Origin of the sequence: Brevundimonas sp., assembly GCF_027484365.1 — a bacterium.
In the GTDB taxonomy this organism is placed as follows: Bacteria; Pseudomonadota; Alphaproteobacteria; order Caulobacterales; family Caulobacteraceae; genus Brevundimonas.
Window position 1 is genome coordinate 48,494 of sequence record NZ_JAIXTC010000027.1, and the last position, 14,693, is coordinate 63,186.

At 61.6% G+C, this 14,693-nt stretch carries 12 protein-coding genes; 10 read left to right on the forward strand and 2 right to left on the reverse strand.

The window, feature by feature from the left end:
- The first annotated feature begins 103 nt into the window (after positions 1–103).
- A complete protein-coding gene (locus Q0044_RS14910; RefSeq protein WP_298163287.1) occupies positions 104–1,081 on the forward strand; it encodes an alpha/beta fold hydrolase in 978 nt (325 codons plus the stop codon).
- Here the strand turns inward: Q0044_RS14910 and Q0044_RS14915 are convergent, their stop codons facing one another.
- Together Q0044_RS14915 and ligK are read right to left on the reverse strand one after the other, a co-directional pair.
- Positions 1,082–2,155, reverse strand: a complete 1,074-nt coding sequence (locus Q0044_RS14915; protein WP_298163252.1) for a 4-oxalomesaconate tautomerase — start codon at positions 2,153–2,155, stop codon at positions 1,082–1,084.
- Positions 2,148–2,822, reverse strand: coding sequence for a 4-carboxy-4-hydroxy-2-oxoadipate aldolase/oxaloacetate decarboxylase (ligK, locus tag Q0044_RS14920; RefSeq protein WP_298163253.1), 675 nt, complete (start codon positions 2,820–2,822; stop codon positions 2,148–2,150). The genes Q0044_RS14915 and ligK overlap by 8 nt, the downstream gene beginning before the upstream one ends.
- A 96-nt stretch (positions 2,823–2,918) precedes the next feature.
- Here ligK and Q0044_RS14925 point away from each other — a divergent pair, with 96 nt between their 5' ends.
- The 9 genes from Q0044_RS14925 to Q0044_RS14965 all read left to right on the forward strand — a co-directional run bounded on the left by Q0044_RS14925 (position 2,919) and on the right by Q0044_RS14965 (position 14,691).
- The gene (locus tag Q0044_RS14925) at positions 2,919–4,070 is read left to right on the forward strand and encodes a LysR family transcriptional regulator (RefSeq protein WP_298163254.1); all 1,152 of its coding nucleotides are present in this window, start codon (positions 2,919–2,921) and stop codon (positions 4,068–4,070) included.
- Positions 4,071–4,095: 25 nt separating this feature from the next.
- On the forward strand, positions 4,096–5,022 hold the full coding sequence (locus Q0044_RS14930; protein WP_298163255.1) for an NAD(P)-dependent oxidoreductase: 927 nt from the start codon (positions 4,096–4,098) through the stop codon (positions 5,020–5,022).
- Positions 5,019–6,041: an amidohydrolase family protein gene (locus Q0044_RS14935; protein ID WP_298163256.1), complete on the forward strand. Its 1,023-nt coding sequence runs from the start codon at positions 5,019–5,021 to the stop codon at positions 6,039–6,041. The genes Q0044_RS14930 and Q0044_RS14935 overlap by 4 nt, the downstream gene beginning before the upstream one ends.
- Positions 6,038–7,702, forward strand: coding sequence for a GMC family oxidoreductase (locus Q0044_RS14940; RefSeq protein ID WP_298163257.1), 1,665 nt, complete (start codon positions 6,038–6,040; stop codon positions 7,700–7,702). Before Q0044_RS14935 ends, Q0044_RS14940 begins: the two co-directional genes overlap by 4 nt.
- A 189-nt stretch (positions 7,703–7,891) precedes the next feature.
- Positions 7,892–9,358, forward strand: a complete 1,467-nt coding sequence (locus tag Q0044_RS14945; protein ID WP_298163258.1) for an aldehyde dehydrogenase family protein — start codon at positions 7,892–7,894, stop codon at positions 9,356–9,358.
- A 1-nt stretch (position 9,359) separates the two neighbouring features.
- Positions 9,360–9,701 (forward strand): NIPSNAP family protein, encoded by a 342-nt coding sequence (locus Q0044_RS14950; protein ID WP_298163259.1) that lies wholly within the window; start codon positions 9,360–9,362, stop codon positions 9,699–9,701.
- Positions 9,698–10,957 carry an MFS transporter gene (locus tag Q0044_RS14955; protein WP_298163260.1) on the forward strand — a complete coding sequence of 420 codons (1,260 nt, stop codon included), beginning with the start codon at positions 9,698–9,700 and terminating at the stop codon, positions 10,955–10,957. Before Q0044_RS14950 ends, Q0044_RS14955 begins: the two co-directional genes overlap by 4 nt.
- 145 nt (positions 10,958–11,102) lie before the next feature.
- Entirely contained in the window at positions 11,103–13,241 is a 2,139-nt protein-coding gene (locus Q0044_RS14960; RefSeq protein WP_298163261.1) for a TonB-dependent receptor, read from the forward strand.
- Positions 13,242–13,449: 208 nt separating this feature from the next.
- On the forward strand, positions 13,450–14,691 hold the full coding sequence (locus Q0044_RS14965) for a gallate dioxygenase (protein WP_298163262.1): 1,242 nt from the start codon (positions 13,450–13,452) through the stop codon (positions 14,689–14,691).
- Positions 14,692–14,693 lie beyond the last annotated feature (2 nt).

Sequence of the window (14,693 nt, forward strand, 5' to 3'; positions counted from 1 at the left end):
GTTTGCTCTGGGTTGCGACGTAGACGCGGTCGACTTGATACGCGCGAGGTCTTCGGGGGTTCGGGCGATGAAGGTATCACGCCGCCAAGCAGCTGGCACACTGATGGCCTTGGCCGTTCCGGTCAAAGCATCCTCCCTTGCAGTGCCTCAAGGATCGACGCCCCTGCGCCAATTCAGCCGCTTCACCACCGGACGGGCCAACCCGCGAGTAGCCTCGGTTTTCTACGACGTCCTAGAGCCCGCGAGCGGTCCGACTCGATCGGCGATCGTAATGGTTCATGGCGGAGCCCACACGGGCGGCTGCTACCTTTCTACGCCAGACGGCCGACCTGGCTGGGCCCGGTATTTTGCATCACAGGGACACCGTGTTTTCGTGCCGGACTGGCCCGGGATGGGGCGAAGCGGCGGGGTGGCATTGGACGAGCTTGGAGGGCAAGCCGTTTGCACGGGCCTGTCCAACGTCATCGAGGCGGCCGGGGAGCCTGTAATCCTGATGACCCACTCGATGGCCGGAGCGTTCGGCTGGCAGCTAGTCGAGAGCTGCGGCAGTCGCATCCTTAAGGTCGTCGCAATCGCACCGGCCCCTCCAGGAAACATTCAACCCGCCGCGAGGGTGCTTGAGCGAGGGGAGGGTTTCATCGTCGTTGAACAACCGACGGGCCCCTACCGTGTGAACCTGCAGTCCATGGCGATGCCGGACCTGGGATGGGCGCGGCGCAAGCTCATTGGCAGCGGTGGTCGATTCCCAATCGAAACGGCGGATCGATATCTCGCGTCACTGGCCGCAACGCCGCCACTGCTCGTACTTGAGCGCGTTAACGCGGATTCGAGACAGCTGAAGGTGAATGATTTCGCGAACTTTAGGGGCAAACGAATGCTGATCGTGATCGGCACTTCCGATCCGGACCATACCGAAACCACTGACGAGCCTACCGTTCGCTGGCTCAACCAGAATGGGGCCCGTGCCGAGATGCTCAGGCTGGCGTCCTTGGGCATAGAGGGCAATGGCCATATGATGATGCTCGAGAACAACAGCGACGAGGTCGCTGCGCATCTCGCAGCCTGGATGTCGGACGAATGATCAGTTGTGTCGGTAGATCCTACCGTCCATGAGTTTTCGCGCGGTTCGAAGCAAGGCGGCGCTGACGACCGCTCCAGCCGCGTCCAATCCCATCACACAGGTCATTTCGCCTGTCGGGTGTTCCACGGACAGGGTCTTGCGGCGGCCTTGGGGGACGACGGCGACCTCGGCGGCGGGCGAACCCTCCATCAGGCAGGCCGTGGCGACGCTGACGGCGCCCAGAACGCCAATGGAGGCGTGGGCGCGCTTCGGAATGAAGCTGCGAACCGTCACGGCGCCACCGTTCCGGGGCGGGGCGACCAGCATCATCTTGGGCACGGACTTATCTGCCACGTCGCCCAGATTCATCATTGGTCCGACGATCAGCCGGATCGCTTCGATTCTGGCCTTCAGCCTTTCATCGGCGTCAAGTTCCTCGCGCGTTTCGTAGCCGCTCGCGCCGACGTCTTCGGCCTTGAAGACGACGCAGGGCATGCCGTTGTCGATGAGGGTGACGCGCACGCCGTTGATCTCGTCGACGGCGTTTCCAGTCGGCAGCAGAGCGCCGCAGCTGGATCCCGCGGTGTCGCGAAACTCGAGAGGTATGGGCGCGGCCGTTCCAGGCACTCCGTCGATTCGGGCGTCACCGGCGTAGGTCACGACGCCCGACGGCGTGTTCACCGACGCGACCGCGATCTGGCCGGTGTTGACCATGAAGATGGTGACGGCTGTCTCGTCGCCTGTCGTGGCGACCAAGCCGCGTTCGATGGCGAAAGGGCCGATGCCGGCAAGGATGTTGCCGCAGTTCTGAGCGTCCGTAACGATGGCCTTGTCCACGAACACCTGCAGGAACAGGTAGTCTACGTCCACGCCGTCACGATCCGATTTCGAGACCACGGCGACCTTTGAGGTCAGCGGGTCGGCGCCGCCCATACCGTCGATCTGGCACGGATCGGGCGAGCCCATGATCCGCAGCAGAAACGCGTCACGCTCCTCAGTATCTGTGGGCAGATCGTCCTTGAGGAAATAGCCTCCTTTGGACGTGCCGCCCCGCATCCACATCACCGGCGCGGATGTGCGCAGATGGTCAGACATACTTCAGGCCCATCTGCTCCAGCTTGCCGCGCATGTCATAGATGTCGAGGCCGAGTTCGCCAGCGGCGAGGCGGGCGCGCTTGGATTCCTCCAGAGATTCCCGGGCCTGGGCCTTTTTCAGCACCTCCGCCGCGTCGGCGCGGGGGACGATGCAGACACCGTCATCATCGGCGATGACGACATCTCCGGGATTCACTACGGTGCCTGCGCAGACGATCGGCACGTTGACGGAACCGAGCGTGGCTTTGATTGTGCCCTGGGCGTGGACGGCCTTCGACCAGACCGGAAAGTTCATTTGTGTCAGGTCGCGCACGTCGCGGACGCCGGCGTCGATGATGAGGCCTCGGCATTTGCGCGCCTGGGCGGAAGTTGCGAGGAGATCCCCAAAATAGCCGTCGGTGCAGGGGCTGGTCGGGGCGAGCACGAGCACGTCGCCCTCCTGAAGTTGCTCGATGGCTACGTGTATCATCCAGTTGTCGCCGGGCGGCGCGGAGATCGTCACTGCGGATCCGGCGATCCTGGCGCCGACGTATATCGGGCGCATGTGATGGGCCATCAGACCGGTCCGACCCTGGGCCTCGTGGACCGTGGCGACGCCGCACGCCGCGAGGCCATCGACCGTCTCGAGTGCGCAGCGGACGATTTTGGTAGCGACGATTCCGGCCATAGTGCCTCCTCCAACTAAATGCTTGTTGACGGCGGCCCAGAGTAAAAACCAACGCGAAGGCTGCACGATCTATTAGTTTTTGTTAATGGCAATGTTGTGGACCCGTCTCGTATCAGCCTTCGCCATCTCAGAGCCTTCCTCGCGGTAGCAGAGGCTGGAAGCGCCACGGGTGCTGCCACGGCGATTAACCTGACCCAATCTGCGGTCACTCAGGCCATCGCGCGCCTGGAGCGTGATCTCGCGTTGCCGCTGTTTCAAAGACTTCCCAGAGGAATGGCCCTGACCGAAGCGGGCCGGATGCTTGCGATACGGGCTGCCGCCGTGTTCCGACTTATCGAGGGGCCGCCGCCATCGACCGTCCAGATGAACGCGTTCCTGGCTGTCGCGGACGCCGGCACGTACTCAGCGGCGGCTGCTGCGACCGGGCTAAGCGAATCTGCGCTTCATCGCGCCGTCTCTGATCTGTCCAGCGGAACCCGTGATGGTGTGTTGGAGCGTCGCGGAAGGGGCTTGGCGTTGACAGCCAAGGGGCGTGGGCTTGCCCGTCGTCTGCGCTTGGGAAGAGCCGAGCTTCGTTCGGCCATCGCTGAGCTCGCCGAACTGGAAGGGCGGGACGTGGGCCGTATCGTTGTCGGCGCGATGCCACTGTCGCGCGCCCGACCACTTCCGGCAGCTCTGGCGGCGTTTGCATCGGTGCGACCCCTCGTAGACGTAGCCATTGTCGAAGGCTCTTACGTGGATCTGGTCGGTCCGCTGAGAGACGGCCAGATCGACATAATGATTGGCGCCCTGCGGCCCGCGTCGGTGGCTGCCGACCTGCTGCAAACGCCATTGTTTGACGATCATCCGGTTATCACCGGACGGCCCGGTCACCCGTTGTCCACTCGCCCAAGCCCTCCAACAGCCGAGGATTTGATGGCCTTTCCCTGGATCGTGCCTGCTGAGGGCACCCCTTTACGAGCGCAGTGGAACGCAATGTTTGCGGCCGTTGGCGCAACTCCACCAAGGGTGCCCATCGAGTGCGGATCTATGGTGTTGATCCGGGATCTCCTGGTGCGCGGGGATTACCTGACGCTCTTGTCGCCCTCTCAGATCGCTGTCGAGCTAAGATCTGGGTGGCTGCAATCAGTGGCGACACCTCCGGGCGATCTGCGACGCACGATCGGGGTGACCGTCCGAAGCGATTGGAGGCCGACCAAGGCACAGCGCCAGTTCCTGCAGATTCTGGTGGCGGAGGCCGATATTTGATTCACATCCCCTAATAGGAACGCCGGTGTTTGCGTTGGTCGGCGCCCGGTGGCGGTCCTATCCGACCCAGATGACCACTGCGTCGTTGTCGATGATCGGGTTCGGTGAGGCGGGGCGTACCTTTGCCTTGGCCGGGCAGTGGGCGGATCAGGCGCAGGTCTACGACCGCCTAACCGACGACATTAATATGCAGGCGTCGATGCGTGCAGAGTACGGCGCCGCTCGCGTGCGCGGCCAACTGACCTGCGCGGCCGCCGTCACCGGTTGCCGAATTGTCCTGTCTCAGGTGACTGCGGACCAAGCGCTCGCATCGGCCTTGGAGGTCAGTCAGTCTATCGAGGCGAACGCTTTGTATTGCGATCTCAACAGCGTAGCCCCGGAGACAAAGCGCGCCTCCGCCGAGATTATCGAGGCGGCGGGCGGACGTTATGTCGACGTTGCGGTGATGTCTCCCGTGCAGCCGGCGGCACTCGCAGTTCCGTTGCTGTTGTCCGGACACCGCGCAGATGAGGCCGCGAAGATCCTAATCTCCCTTGGCTTCTCAAACGTTCGCGTGGTCGGGCCACAGGTCGGTCGCGCGTCATCCATCAAGATGATCCGCTCGGTCATGATCAAGGGCATGGAAGCCCTGATCGCCGAATGCATCCTGGCGGCCAGCCAAGCCGGTGTTCTCGACGAAGTCGTCAACTCTCTGGACGCAAGCTGGCCCGGCGCGCACTGGGCGGCGCGCGCCGACTACAACCTCGACCGGATGATGGTTCACGGTTCGCGGCGCTCTGCGGAGATGGAGGAAGTTGTCCGCACGCTCGATGATATGGGCGTCGATTCGGACATGAGCCGGGCTACGGCGGTCCGGCAGGCGGCCCTCGGCGCGATGGGATTGAAGACGCCGCCGGAAGGTCTCCTCGCCAAGATCGCTTCCATCCATAACCGAAGGACGGAGGCCGCATGACTCTGATCATCGACTGTCACGGCCACTATACCACCGCGCCGGAGGCCCATAATCGGTGGCGCGAGGCCCAAGTGGCCGCTTTCAAAGCCGGGACGCAGGCGCCGCATTATCCCGACATCTCCGATGACGACATTCGCGAGACGATCGAGAACAACCAGTTGAAGCTGCTACGCGAACGCGGGGCCGATCTGACGATCTTTTCGCCCCGCGCCTCGACCATGCAGCCTCATGTCGGTGACGAGGCGGTAAGCCTTGAGTGGGCACGGCGCTGTAACGACCTGATCGCGCGCGTTGTCGGCCTCTACCCGCAGACCTTCGTCGGGGTTTGCATGCTGCCCCAGTCTCCCAAGGCGGACCTGGCTGGATCGATCGCTGAACTGGAGCGGTGCGTCACCGAGCTGGACTTCATCGGCTGTAACCTGAACCCCGACCCGGGCGGCGGCCATTTCGATCACCCGCCGCTGACCGATCGATACTGGTATCCATTCTACGAGAAGATGGTCGAGCTGGATGTGCCGGCCATGATCCATGTCTCCGGCAGTTGCAATCACGCGCTGCACGCGACGGGCGCCTACTACATAGCCGCCGACACCGTCGCCTTCATGCAGCTCATTGAAGGCGACCTGTTCAAAGACTTCCCCACGCTGCGCTTCATCATCCCGCATGGGGGAGGAGCCGTTCCCTATCATTGGGGGCGTTACCGCGGCTTGGCTGACATGCTGAAGAAGCCCGCCCTGGCGTCGCACCTGATGAACAACGTCTTTTTCGACACATGTGTTTACCACCAGCCCGGTGTCGATCTGCTCGCCAAGGTCATCGACACCAAGAACATTCTATTCGGTTCTGAAATGGTCGGGGCCGTGCGCGGTATCGATCCTGAAACAGGCCAGTTCTTCGACGACACCAAGCGCTATGTCGATGCGCTCGACATCACGGCCGAACAGCGCCACGCCATCTTTGAGGGCAATGCGCGGCGTGTGTTTCCACGTCTCGACGAAAAGTTGCGTAGCGCAACATGACCTCGTGCGACGCAGGCCAGCTCAGCGAGGAGTTTGACTTCATCGTCGTGGGTGGCGGAAGTGCCGGCTGCGCGGCGGCCAACAGACTGGTGACACGTCATGGCGCGACCGTATTGCTCCTCGAAGCGGGCCCAGACAAGCAGAGCCCCTTGGCGGTGATCCCGGCCGGAACGGTGAAGATGTGGCGTGGCCAGACGGGCTATGTCGGGCGTTTCCATTCCGAACCCCAAACGGGTCTCGACGGCCGAATTGTTCCCCTTGAACACGGCAGTGTTCTCGGCGGTGGAAGCTCCATCAACATGATGGCTTACATGCGTGGCTCAAGGGACGACTACGCCGGCTGGAGCGAGGCCGCCGGAGCCGGCTGGGGGTGGGAGGATCTTCTTCCATACTTTCGGGAGCAGGAAGGCAATCAGCGGTTCGATAATGAATCGCATGGCGGCGACGGACCGTTGAAGGTCTCAAGTCCCGTCTATCGATCCGAGCTCAGCCACCGGTTCGCTCGGGCCATGCAGAGGATGGGCGTGCCTTTCCGGGCCGATCTCACCGACGGGTATCTGGGCGGCGTCGGATATTCGCAGTGCACGATTGATGGCGTCAAACGCAGCAGCGCCGTTGAGGCCTTCATTGATCCTATCCGGCGGGACAATCGGCTCAGGCTCGTGACACGAGCCTTCGTTACAAGGATCAACTTCCAGGGCCGGGCGGCCATAGGCGTTGATTACCTCGTTGATGGAGCCCTGCGCCGTGCCACAGCGCGGCAGGAGGTGGTTCTGACGGCGGGCGCATACGTGACCCCGAAACTCCTGATGTTATCCGGCATCGGAGAGGCTTCCGCCCTTGAGACGCTTGGCATTCCTGTCTTGGCCGACAGACCAGGGGTCGGCCGGAATCTGCAGGACCATCACTACTCGGTCGTCAGCGCCCCAGCACCCGCCGGGAGCGGCTTTTATGCCCAAGATCGCGGGTTTGCCATGATCGTGAACGGCCTTCGCTACCTCCTGTTCAAGGATGGTCCGGCGGCGGTGAGCGGGTCCGAGAGCATGGCGTTCCTGCCATTCGAGCCTTCAAGCGGGGAGGTCGAATTCCAGCTCTACTGTATGGCGCTCATGCATCCCACGGTTCCCGCCGAGCTACAGACCCATGGCCTCACACTGTTGGTGAATCTTCTCGCTCCACGCGCGAGAGGGACCATCAGCCTCCAGTCCGCAGACCCCGCCGATACGCCTATGATCGACCTCGGGTGGCTTGTCGATGAGGAGGATCGCCAAGCGATGCTGCGCGCGTTCCGCTATGCCCGGCGGGTCCTCGCCCAACCGCCCTTGTCCGACGTACTGGGTGAAGAGGTCTGGCCCGGCGTGAAGGTCCAGAGCGATGATGATCTTCTCGCGCATATCCGCAAAACGCTCGTGAGCAATCATCACCCAGGCGGCACCTGCCGGATGGGCCGTCCAGAAGCACCAGATTCGGTCGTCGATGCGCGCCTTCGGGTCTTGGGCGTGGATCGCCTCCGCGTGATGGACGCATCCATGATGCCGGTGCTGATCCGTGCCGGGACGAATGCGACGGCCATGGCAGTGGCTGCGAGAGGCGTAGATCTGATGATGGCGGAGGTCGCCAATCGGTCGCCAACAGAAACGTTTACAATCCATGCAAACTAATCAACATATTGACGAGATCGTCAGTCCTGCTTACGCAGGCAGGGCCGAACCGGGCGCGCTGGTCAAAGATCCGGACATGGCCTGGGAGATAAAGATGCAGGATGCCCGAACGACCGAAGTCGCCGATTGCAGCGGGCTGCCGGCTTCCTTTCTCAGTGTGGGGCCCGCTGAAAGGCAGAAGACCTGCTCATGACGTCGCTGCAGCCTGACATCCGTTTCCCAAGTCGTGCTGGACTTCCCTTCGGCGGGAGTTGGGTGAACCCTGTCGCGGGTTCAATAGTCACCAGCGTAAACCCGGCCAACGGGAGGCCTCTCGCGACGTTTGCTGAGGCAGGGGCAGGGGATGTGGATGCGGTCGTCGCTGCCGCCAAAGCAGGGTTCAGCGCTTGGCGACGCAGTAGCCCGCCTGAGCGGGCGGCAGCACTGCGCCAAATGGCAGGTGTCTTGCGCGACAATGCCGAAGAGCTGGCGATCCTTGAAGCTGCCGATTGTGGCAATCCTGTTCGCAACGCCCGGATTGACGTCCTCATCGCCGCAGCTTCGCTTGAGTTCTTCGCCGGCTTGGTGACGGAGGCCAAGGGCGACACGATTCCGGTTGGACCAGATGCCCTGAACTTTACACGGCGGGAACCGCGTGGAGTCGTCGCGCGCATCGTAGCCTTCAACCACCCTCTCATGTTTGTCGCGTTGAAGGCCGCAGCACCGCTCGCCGTCGGCAACTCTGTCATCATCAAGCCGGCTGAACAGGCGCCTCTGTCAGCCCTCCGGTTTGCTGAACTGATTGACGGGATTCTGCCTCCTGGCGTCTTCAACATCGTGCCAGGCGATCGCGCCTTCGGCGCGGGTCTGGTCAGCCATCCCGGTGTCGCGATGGTCGGGCTGGTCGGGAGCATCGCGACCGGAAAAGCTGTGCTGAGAGGCGCGGCCGAGACCATAAAACCTGTGGTGCTGGAACTGGGTGGAAAAAACGCCCTGATCGCCTGCGCGGACGCCGATCCCGAAGTAGTTGCTCGCGCCATGATCACGGGAATGAACTTCAACTGGTGCGGCCAGTCCTGTGGATCGACCAGCAGGGCATTCCTGCATGCTTCCATTCATGATGACGTAGTCGAGCGTTTGGTTGGCGAGGTCGCGTCTTTCGTGCCGGGCAACCCGCTTGATCCGGCGACTACGATGGGGTCTTTGATTTCGCGGGCTCATTACGACCGCGTCCTCGACTATATCGGCTCAGGCGAAGCCGAAGGCGCTCGCATGCTGGTTGGCGGGCCGGTGGAGGGCGATGCGAGCCTTGCCGAGGGCGCATTCGTCAGCCCCACGATTTTTGTCGATGTGACATCCGCAATGCGCATCGCTCGCGAGGAAATCTTTGGCCCCGTTCTCTCGGTGCTCAAGTGGTCAGACGAGGACGCGATGCTTGAGGAGGTCAATGCCCTTGAGTACGGCCTGACCTGTTCGATCTGGACCCGCGATATTTCTGCGGCACATCGTCTCTCGCATGAGGTCGAAGCCGGTCAGGTCTGGATCAACGATGTGGGTAAGCACATCACCGGCGCGCCTTTCGGAGGCTACAAGCAGTCAGGGCTAGGACGGGAAGGCGGGATTGAGGAGCTCTACGCCTGCACCCAGGAAAAGAACGTCTACGTGAACCTGACCTGACATGCTCGTGGAACTCAGGACATACACGTTCGAAGCAGGCGCGCTGCCCGTCTTTTTGGCAGCGTACAGAGCCGGACCAGATCGCCTGCAGGAGTCAATTCTCGGCGACCGCGTCGGCTATTACGTCGCCGAGACCGGTGACGTGAACGAGTTGGTCCATCTCTGGCGCTACGAAAGCTTTGAGGATCGTCGGGCGCGCCGTGCGGAACTCGCAGCTCGCCCCGAGTGGGCGGACTTCCTGCGCGGGATTCTTCCTCTCCTGAAGTCTCAGCAGTCGCGGATCCTGACGCCTGTCGAGCTTCCGCATGCCGTATCCCAGACTCAGCAGCAGGCAGACGGATGACCGCGAACAGCGAAAACCTGGTCAGGGACGCGGAACGGCTCAAGGTTGACGGTCAGATCTCCCCGGGCTGGAAAGCCGCGTTCGTCGGCATGTTCGCGTTCATAGTCGGCCCGACCGCGCTCCTGGCAACGACCTTCAGCGTGCTCGCCGCCGGGCTCGAAGCCGAAACGGGATGGTCCCACAGCAGTGTTGCCTATGGCGCGACCCTGATTTCTCTGGCCCTTGTGGTCTCGGCGCCCATCCAGGGGTTCCTCGTCGACAGGGTCGGACCCCGACGGCTCATTCTAATCTGCGCCCCCCTCTACGGCTTGGGGTTGATCGCCCTGAACCTGGCAAAACAGGATATCGCGGCCTTCTACCTTGCCTGTGTCCTGATGATTTTCGCCAGTCTTGGCCTTTGGCCGGCGTCCTACATGAGGGTGTTGGCAAGCTGGTTCCAACGGCGGCTCGGTCTGGCGATCGCCACGGTTATGATGGGCGCCAGCATCAGCACGATCATTATGCCCGTGCTGATGAAGTACAGCTTTGCGGCGCTCGGTTGGGGAGGCACTTATGCTGCTCTGGGCGTGTTCGTTATCCTCGTTGTTTGGCCCGCGCTCATTCGGTGGATGCGTATGGCTCCCGCAGCGGTCGAAGCGGTGATCTCGATCCCCCTGGACAATGCCAAGGCCCTGGTCCTTACGACGAGACCAATCTTCTGGATTGGCCTGGCGGTCTTCTTTGGTTTCGGGCTGGCAAACGCAGCGATCCTCGCCCACGGCGTAGCCATTTTGAGGTGGTATGGGCTCGAGGCGGGAGATGCGCTGCAGCTCATGTCAACCGTGGGCGCGGGCCTTCTGGTCGGCCGGGTGGCCACGGGATGGGTTCTGGACCGCACGGATGTTCGGCTGGTCGGCCTCTTCATGTTCACCATCTTGACGATAACGTTCGTGCTTCAGCTGTCGCCGGCTGCGGGTCACCTCGCCGTTGCTCTCGCTGCTCTCGGCGGCATCGTCATTGGCGCCGAATTTGACATCCTCGGAGTGTTCGTCCGCCGTCACTTCCCTGTCACCGGCTTCGGCCGTGTCTACGGATTCACTTTCGCGATCTTCAACCTCGGAAATGCGATCGGCGTTGCAGTTCTGGCGTTCGCGTTTCAGCAGTCCAACTCGTTTGCCGCGCCTCTCGCCGCCCTCGCCGCGATCAGTCTCGGATGCGGTCTCCTGTTCCTCACGGTGCCAAAGGACCGTCCCTCGCGGGCTCCCCTTACGAGCTAGCGGGGGTGGCGGGGCGTGACGAATTTGTCCTCCCGCAGAGGATAGTCAATTCATGTTCATCAACGTATTGACGAGTTACGTAAAGCCAAGTAGTTGGAATTCAAGCCACGAAGAGGGCTTAATTTAACGAAGTCGGAGAGGGACAATGTCGATGTCGATGAAGCGTTATTTGTGGGGCTCCGCTGCTAGCGCTCTGGTGCTCGGACTTACAGGCCCTGTAGCGGCGCAAGCCAATCCTCAGGCGGATACTCAGGCTGCGTCTCAGGATGCTGCTCCACAGGAAGAATCTCAGCTCGACGAGATTGTCGTCACGGCTCGGAAGACGTCTGAAAACAATCAACGAGCAGCCGCGACCATCGTCGCCGTCTCTGGCGAAGAGCTTTCGAACCGCGGGGTGAGCGATCCGCAGGCGCTCGAAAAGTTCCTTCCCAGCGCCAGTCTGCGCCGGCAAGGACCGGTTACCCAGGTCTTCATTCGCGGCGTCGGCACCCGCAGCGACTTGCCGAACTTCGCCGCAGCTTCGGCCCTGACTTACAACGGTCTGATCGTTCAGCGGTACGGTACTTTTGGTCTCACCTCCGACCTCGATCGCGTTGAGTCGATCGCTGGCCCCCAAGGGACCCTGTACGGCGGTAACGCGGCCGGCGGCGCTGTGAACCTCTTCTCGGCCAGGCCGAGAAATGATGGCTCGGGCCGTGCGTCGCTGGAGGTTGGTGATTTTGAAGCTTTCCGCGCCTCCGTCGCGGCGAATGTATCTCTGACCGACGATCTGAGCGGCCGTGTCGGCTTCGACTACAACACTCGCGACGCTTATTATTCCGCAGGGATCAACACCCAGAACAATTACAGCGGGCGAGCGGGGCTGCTCTACAGCCCATCAGATGATTTCTCGACCTACATTTTCTACAACCATGCGCGGGATACGGGGCGGCCGATCACCACGCTCGTCGCAAGCCCGTTTGCCAACCCGGATCCCTACCAGTTGCGGACCACAGGTGTGAACGGCAACCCGATTGACGGACGGTTTACCCGCCAGGACAACGTCAGCGACATCATCGGCACCAACGTTGATTTCAACATCGGTGGTAACGAGTTCACCTACATTGGCGGTTACATCGATTTCACCGCTGATTACGAATACTATGTCGGCCTCACAGGGAACCAACTCCAGGTGTTCGACCACGAACGGCAATTTTCCCAAGAACTTCGTTGGAATCGTACGCTCGGAAATCTGAAACTGTCATCCGGCTTGTTCTATCTGCGTAACCTCACTGAGTTCAACGACTCACAGCTTCGCTTTACGTCGGCGACAGCGAGCACGCGAGTTCTGTTGAACATCACCGATCAAGAGAACACGACCACCGCGGCTTACGCCCAAGGCGTTCTCTCGCTCAGCGACCGGCTGCGGGTGACGCTGGGCGGCCGCGTGACCCGAGATACGATTGACGCGGAGGGCGTCGGCGCTATCGCTGCAGGCCAGACCGTTGGCCCCCGCATCGATTTTGACCGTGGAGCCACTCATACAGACTACAAAATCGGGGTCGACTACGACCTGGCCGAGCAGGTTCTGGTGTATGCCAACCTGCAATCCGGCTACATTCCGTTCGGCTATAATCCCGACGTAGCTCCGACCCCCATCGTTCCGGAGTCGCAACTGACTGCCTACTCGGCCGGCGTGAAGTCCAGGTTCTTCGATAACCGCCTCGAAGTGAACGCCGAGACCTATTACTACGAGTACGAAAACTTCCAGGCTATTCAGTTTGTGAATGAGACTGGCAGGTCGACTGTTCTCAATGCGGAGTCGTCGACGATTTACGGCCTTGATCTCAGCATCCGAGCGCGGGTTACGCCGGATACGAGCCTGAACGCCGCTATGGTTCTGCAGCGGGCTCGGTACGAAACGTTCAACGGCGTGGGTTACAACTTTAATGACAACCAGATGATCAACGCGCCGGATCTGGTCGTTCAGGCGGGGATTCAGCACACCTTCTCGCTTGGCACGGCTGGCGATCTGGAAGCGCGCGCCGACACCTTCTATTCCGACGGCCACTTCGGCAGTTTCAACAACTTCCCGAATTCGCGACAGCAGTCGTACTCGAAAACGGACGTGTCGATCACCTACACCCCGCCAAGTGGCATGTGGAATGTGCAAGCTTTCGTCAGAAATCTTGAGGATGAAGCGGTCTATACGGCCCTTCAGGCCGGCACCACGATAACCGCCTCTGGGAGCGGCGGCCTGGAGGCTCCTCGGACTGTCGGCGTACGCTTTGGCGTAAACTGGTAGTCCGCCTTCTTCCAACTTCCAGCCTTCCCATGAACTTGACGCCGCTCGTCCGAAAGGACGGGCGGCGCTTTCTTTTGCTAATGCGACGACAGGATTGGGCACTGCGGCAGAACGACCATCAACAAATCAATACATTGACAATGAGGGTCGGCGTGCTACCCCTCTTCGCAGACTAGCTCGGAGAAGCTGGCGCTAGCGGAGGACTGTCGTGGCGACCATCATCGGCGGCATCGGAACATCGCACGTTCCAACCATCGGCGTCGCCTATGACAAAGGGCGTTCCAATGACCCGGCATGGGCCCCGCTGTTTGAAGGCTACAAGCCGGTAGCCGCGTGGCTTGCCGAGCATAAGCCCGACGCACTGATCGTCTTCTACAACGACCATGCCTCACAGTTTTTCTTTGATCGCTACCCAACATTCGCCCTGGGCATAGCGGATGAACACCCCCTCGCAGACGAGGGCTCCGGGTTGCGACCTTTGCCTTCGATCAAGGGTTGGCCCGAGCTCTCGTCCCACCTCCTCGACGTCCTGGTGGAGGACGAGTTCGACATTACTGTTATTCAGGATGGGGCCCTGGATCACGGCTGCCATTCGCCCCTGCCGCTTCTCTGGCCGCACGTGCCGGACTGGCCGGGCGCGATTATCCCAATCGCGATCAATGTCCTGCACTTCCCGCTACCAACAGCGAACCGGTGCTATCGTCTCGGGCAGTCCATTCGACGCGCAGTACAGTCGTTCGCCGGCGACGCGAGGATCGCCGTCGTCGGAACCGGCGGACTGTCCCATCAAGTTCACGGTGAGCGAACGGGTTTCAACAATGAGGGTTGGGACACCGAGTTCCTCGATCTGATCCGGGATGATCCCGAAGCGCTGACCCGGCTGCGGCACGCGGACTATATCGTCCGAGGCGGCGCGGAGAGCGTCGAGATGATCATGTGGCTGGCCATGCGCGGCGCCCTCGGCGGCGCTGTGCACGAACTGCACCGCGCATATTACCTCGCCACCACGACGGCTATGGCTGTGACCTTGTACGAGCCGACGGAGTTTGGAGATGACGCCGACCAACCCTCAGGAGACGGGTATGAGCCCGGCGCTCGCGAGCGGGCAGGGCTAGATGGTCTGGAAGGCACCTATGTCTTCGATAGTCGCGTGGCCCGCGCGAGCATGCCGCTTAACCGCTTTCTCTGGCAGCTGACTGACGCGAACAAGCGCGTGGAGATCGGCACGGATTGGGAAGCGGCGATGGAATCTGCGGACCTCGGAGCCACGGAACGCGAAATGATTCGCGCGCGTGACTGGATCGGTCTCATTCACCAGGGCGCCAACTTCTTCTTGCTTGAGAAACTCGCCCGCGTGTCGGGCGTGCCCAACCTCGAAATGTACGCCCAGATGCGCGGCGAAGAATTCGAAGAATTTATGCAAACCCGTCGCGTCCCGGACGCCCGGTAAAC